At 69.4% G+C, this 3,292-nt stretch carries 4 protein-coding genes; 1 reads left to right on the top strand and 3 read right to left on the bottom strand.

The features are described 5' to 3' along the window. The 3 genes from FKP22_RS25190 to FKP22_RS25180 all read right to left on the bottom strand — a co-directional run. Positions 1 to 385: CHASE sensor domain-containing protein (locus tag FKP22_RS25190; protein WP_310733376.1), on the bottom strand; the 385-nt coding region annotated here is incomplete at its 3' end. 50 nt (positions 386 to 435) lie between these two features. Beyond that, a complete protein-coding gene (locus FKP22_RS25185; RefSeq protein ID WP_141290442.1) occupies positions 436 to 957 on the bottom strand; it encodes a YfiR family protein in 522 nt (173 codons plus the stop codon). Continuing rightward, positions 957 to 2,861 (bottom strand): TonB-dependent receptor plug domain-containing protein, encoded by a 1,905-nt coding sequence (locus tag FKP22_RS25180; protein WP_170201079.1) that lies wholly within the window; start codon positions 2,859 to 2,861, stop codon positions 957 to 959. Before FKP22_RS25180 ends, FKP22_RS25185 begins: the two co-directional genes overlap by 1 nt. A 209-nt stretch (positions 2,862 to 3,070) precedes the next feature. On the opposite strand from FKP22_RS25180, the gene FKP22_RS25175 reads away from it, so the two are divergent. Then, the coding region (locus FKP22_RS25175) for a leucine-rich repeat domain-containing protein (protein ID WP_141290439.1) at positions 3,071 to 3,292 on the top strand (222 nt) is incomplete at its 3' end.

The raw sequence follows: 3,292 nt of genomic DNA, 5'->3' as shown, positions 1-3,292 counted from the left end.
CGTCGGGCTGCAGCGTGTGGCAGGTGTCGGGGCGCTGCTCGGGCGTGTCGCGGTTGTAGGCGCCCAGGGTCAGGCCGTCGGGCGTGAAGAGCCGGGCCTGCAGCACGTCGGGCGAAGCACGCAGCGAGGCCAGGATGTCGTTGGCCTCGCGGTCGCTGGCGAACATCACGGCGGCTTCGCTGTTGGTGGCGATGATGCCGGCCACCGTGCGCAGGCTGTCCTTCAATTCGTGGTGGCGGTTGTTGAGCTCGTGCAGCGTCATCACCAGCGTGAAGCCGGCCAGCAGTGCGCCGGTCAGCCACAGGCCGAAGGTGGCGATCAGCCGGCGGATGGGGGGATGCGCGGCGTCCGGCGCAGGTGGCAGCGGGGCGGCGGCCGGGTCCATGGGCGCCGCATCCTGCGGGGCGACGGGGCTGCGGCGCGGGCGCAGGTTTTTCACTTGGCGCCCGCCACGTAGTTGGCCATCTTCAGCATGCGGGCGTTGAAGCTGATGCGGACCTTCCTGGCCATCGCCAGGTTCACTTCGAAGCCCAGCTTCAGGTCGCGCTTCTGGATCTCGATCATCAGGCCCTGGTCGGCCAGGCCGTCGCCGTCGGTGATGGTGAGGATGGGCGCGCTGTCCAGCCTGGCCAGCAGCTCAGGCGCCAGCTTGCGTTGGCTGTCGTCGAGGTAGAGGGCGTGGCAGGGCGCCAGCGGGTCCTGCAGGCTCACGTGCACGACCTTGATGTGCACGTCATTGAGCACGCGCTTGCCTTCCAGCCTGGCCAGCGGCTCGTCCATCGGCGTGCGGCCCAGCACGCACAGGCGAAAGGGCTCGTCCGGCGGCACCGGCCACTGGGCGAACTGGATGAAGTTGTAGAGGTAGGCCGCCTTCATCGCGCGCTCGTCGACCTGGGCGTATGCGGCGGTGCTGGCGAACAGCAGCACCGCCAGGCCATGGCGCAGCAGGGTTCGCATCAGAAATGCCCCCGCAGTTCGATCCAGCCATAGCGCACCTTGCGGCCCATTTCGGCTGGAGTGCCCATGTACGGGTCCAGCCCGTGCTCGGGCGTGTTGCCGGCATTGCGCAGGCCGATGGTCAGGTCCAGCGGGCCGATCAGCTTGAGCGCCTGCAGCGTCAGGTCAACGCGGGTGCTGGACGGCACCGGCACCAGGTCCTTGGGCGTGTAGCCGTCCCACGTGGGCAGGTAGCTGCTGGTGCGGCGCACGGCAGCGCTCAGGCGCCAGCGCTCGCCATCCAGCGGCACGGACAGCTGCAGCTTGCTGATGTGATGCGGCGAATAGGCCAGTTCGTTGCCGAGGTTGTTGTGGCTGCGCTGGAAGGCCTGGCTGGCACGCAGGCGCAGGCCCTGCCATTGCCACTCGGCCTCCAGCTCCAGGCCGTGACCGCGCAGCGCCGTGATGTCCTGGTCGGGCCAGATCATTTCGCTGACGCGGTAGTCGTACACCGTGGCCAGCCAGCGCAGCGTGTCGTGCCGGTACTCGGTGGCCAGTTCGCGGTGCAGCACGTGCTCGCCATGGTCCTGCGGCGACAGGCCGAAGGACTCCTCCGCGGCCGAGGCAAAACGCGTGGCGCGGCCCAGTGAGCCCTTGAACTGCCAATCCGGCAGCGGCGTCCAGACCATCGCGGCGCGTGGGCTGTAGGTCCAGTCGACGTTGGTGCGGCGGTCGGCGCGCAGGCCCAGCGTGGCAACGAGCTGCTCGCTCAGACGCAGCTCGTCTTCCACCGAAAGTCCCAGGCTGCGCCGGTGCATGGCCAGGTTCTCGTCCGGGTAGCCGGAGTCGACCTGGTCGTAGTGCAGTTTCGGGTCCTCGCGCAGGCGCAGGCCCAGCACCACCCGCTGGCGCTGCCAGCCCTCGTAGCTGGCCTGGGTGTCCAGGCTCCACCAGGCGCCTTCGGCACGGATGCTGCCGTGGTAGCCCTGCAGGTCCACGTCGTAGTTGTAGCGCTGACCACCCAGCTGCGCCCGCACGGAGCTGCGCCAGCCGGCCAGCGCGCCGTCGTCGAAGCTGTGGTCATGGCCCAGCGAGACCACATGGCCGCCGTCCTGCTGGCTGGTGGTGGCCGGCACGCTGGGGTATTGCGAGCGCACGGTACGGGCCGAGCTCAGCAGCTGCAGGCTGAACGCCTGCCACTGGCCCTTGAGCAGCAGCTGCCAGGCTTCGGCATCGCTGTCCTCGTAGGGGATCTTGCCCAGGTCGGAGCTGGGCGTGCCATCGTTGGCATGCAGCGTCAGCGAGGCCAGCCATTCGGCGCCGTTGTCGGCCCGCTGGCCCCAGCTCAGGCGCAGCTTGCCGTCGCCATTGCGGCCGCCCGACACGGCCGCTTCCAGCCCGTTCAGGTCGCGGCCGCGGCGGGTCACGATGTTGATCACGCCCAGGAAGGCGTTGTTGCCGTACATGGCGGAGCCGGCGCCAGGCGCGTATTCGATGCGGTCGATCATCGCCACGTCGATCAGCGCGTCATGGCCGAGGAAGATCTGGTCGAACAGGTTGTCGCTGGCCGGTACGCCGTCGACCAGCATCAGCACCCGGCCGGCGTAGGCGCCCGGGCCGCCGAAACCGCGGGCCCCGAGGTAGAGGTAGCTGGTGTCGGCGCTCACCTGCAGGCCGCGCATCTGGTCCAGCACCTCGCCCAGCGTGCGCAGGCCCAGCGCCTGGATGTCCTGCGCCGTCAGCAGCGAGACGGCGGAGGCCGCGTCGGTCACCTGGCGGGCGAAGCGCGCGGCGCTCAGCACCTCGGTGTTCATCAGTTGCTCCAGCGGCAGCTCGGTCAGGTCATCGGCGCGGGCTGCGCCCAGCAGCGCCAGGCTCAGCAGACCTGCGCCCCAGGCGCACCGACAGGATTTTCGAAACAACATGGACAGCACGCAGGCAGGCAAGGGCCAATCCCCGGGTTCGGGCAACCAAGCGGGGCACAGCTTCATTTCGTCCCGCGGCGGCACTTCTTGAGCCGGGCACCGCGGCGGGCCGGCCTGCGCTGGGACAATCCCTCAGGTTCCTGCCAAATTCACGCTTTGGGACGCCGAGGCACGCTTTGCCTCGCCTGTCTTGCTTGTTTGCCTGCCCCATGCACCACACCCTCGACTCCCTGCGCAGCGGCGCGCTGGCCGGCCAGCGCCGGATCAACCTGCGCGGCGGGCTGGCCGAGTTTCCGCGCGAGCTGTTCGACCTGGCCGACACGCTGGAGGTGCTGGACCTCAGCGACAACCAGCTCAGCGACCTGCCACCCGACCTGCACCGCCTGCACCGGCTGCAGGTGCTGTTCGCCTCGGGCAACCGCTTCACCCGC

The organism is Ideonella azotifigens (assembly GCF_006519715.1).
GTDB lineage: Bacteria > Pseudomonadota > Gammaproteobacteria > Burkholderiales > Burkholderiaceae_C > Ideonella > Ideonella azotifigens.
This window is presented reverse-complemented; position numbering and strand designations above follow the sequence as displayed.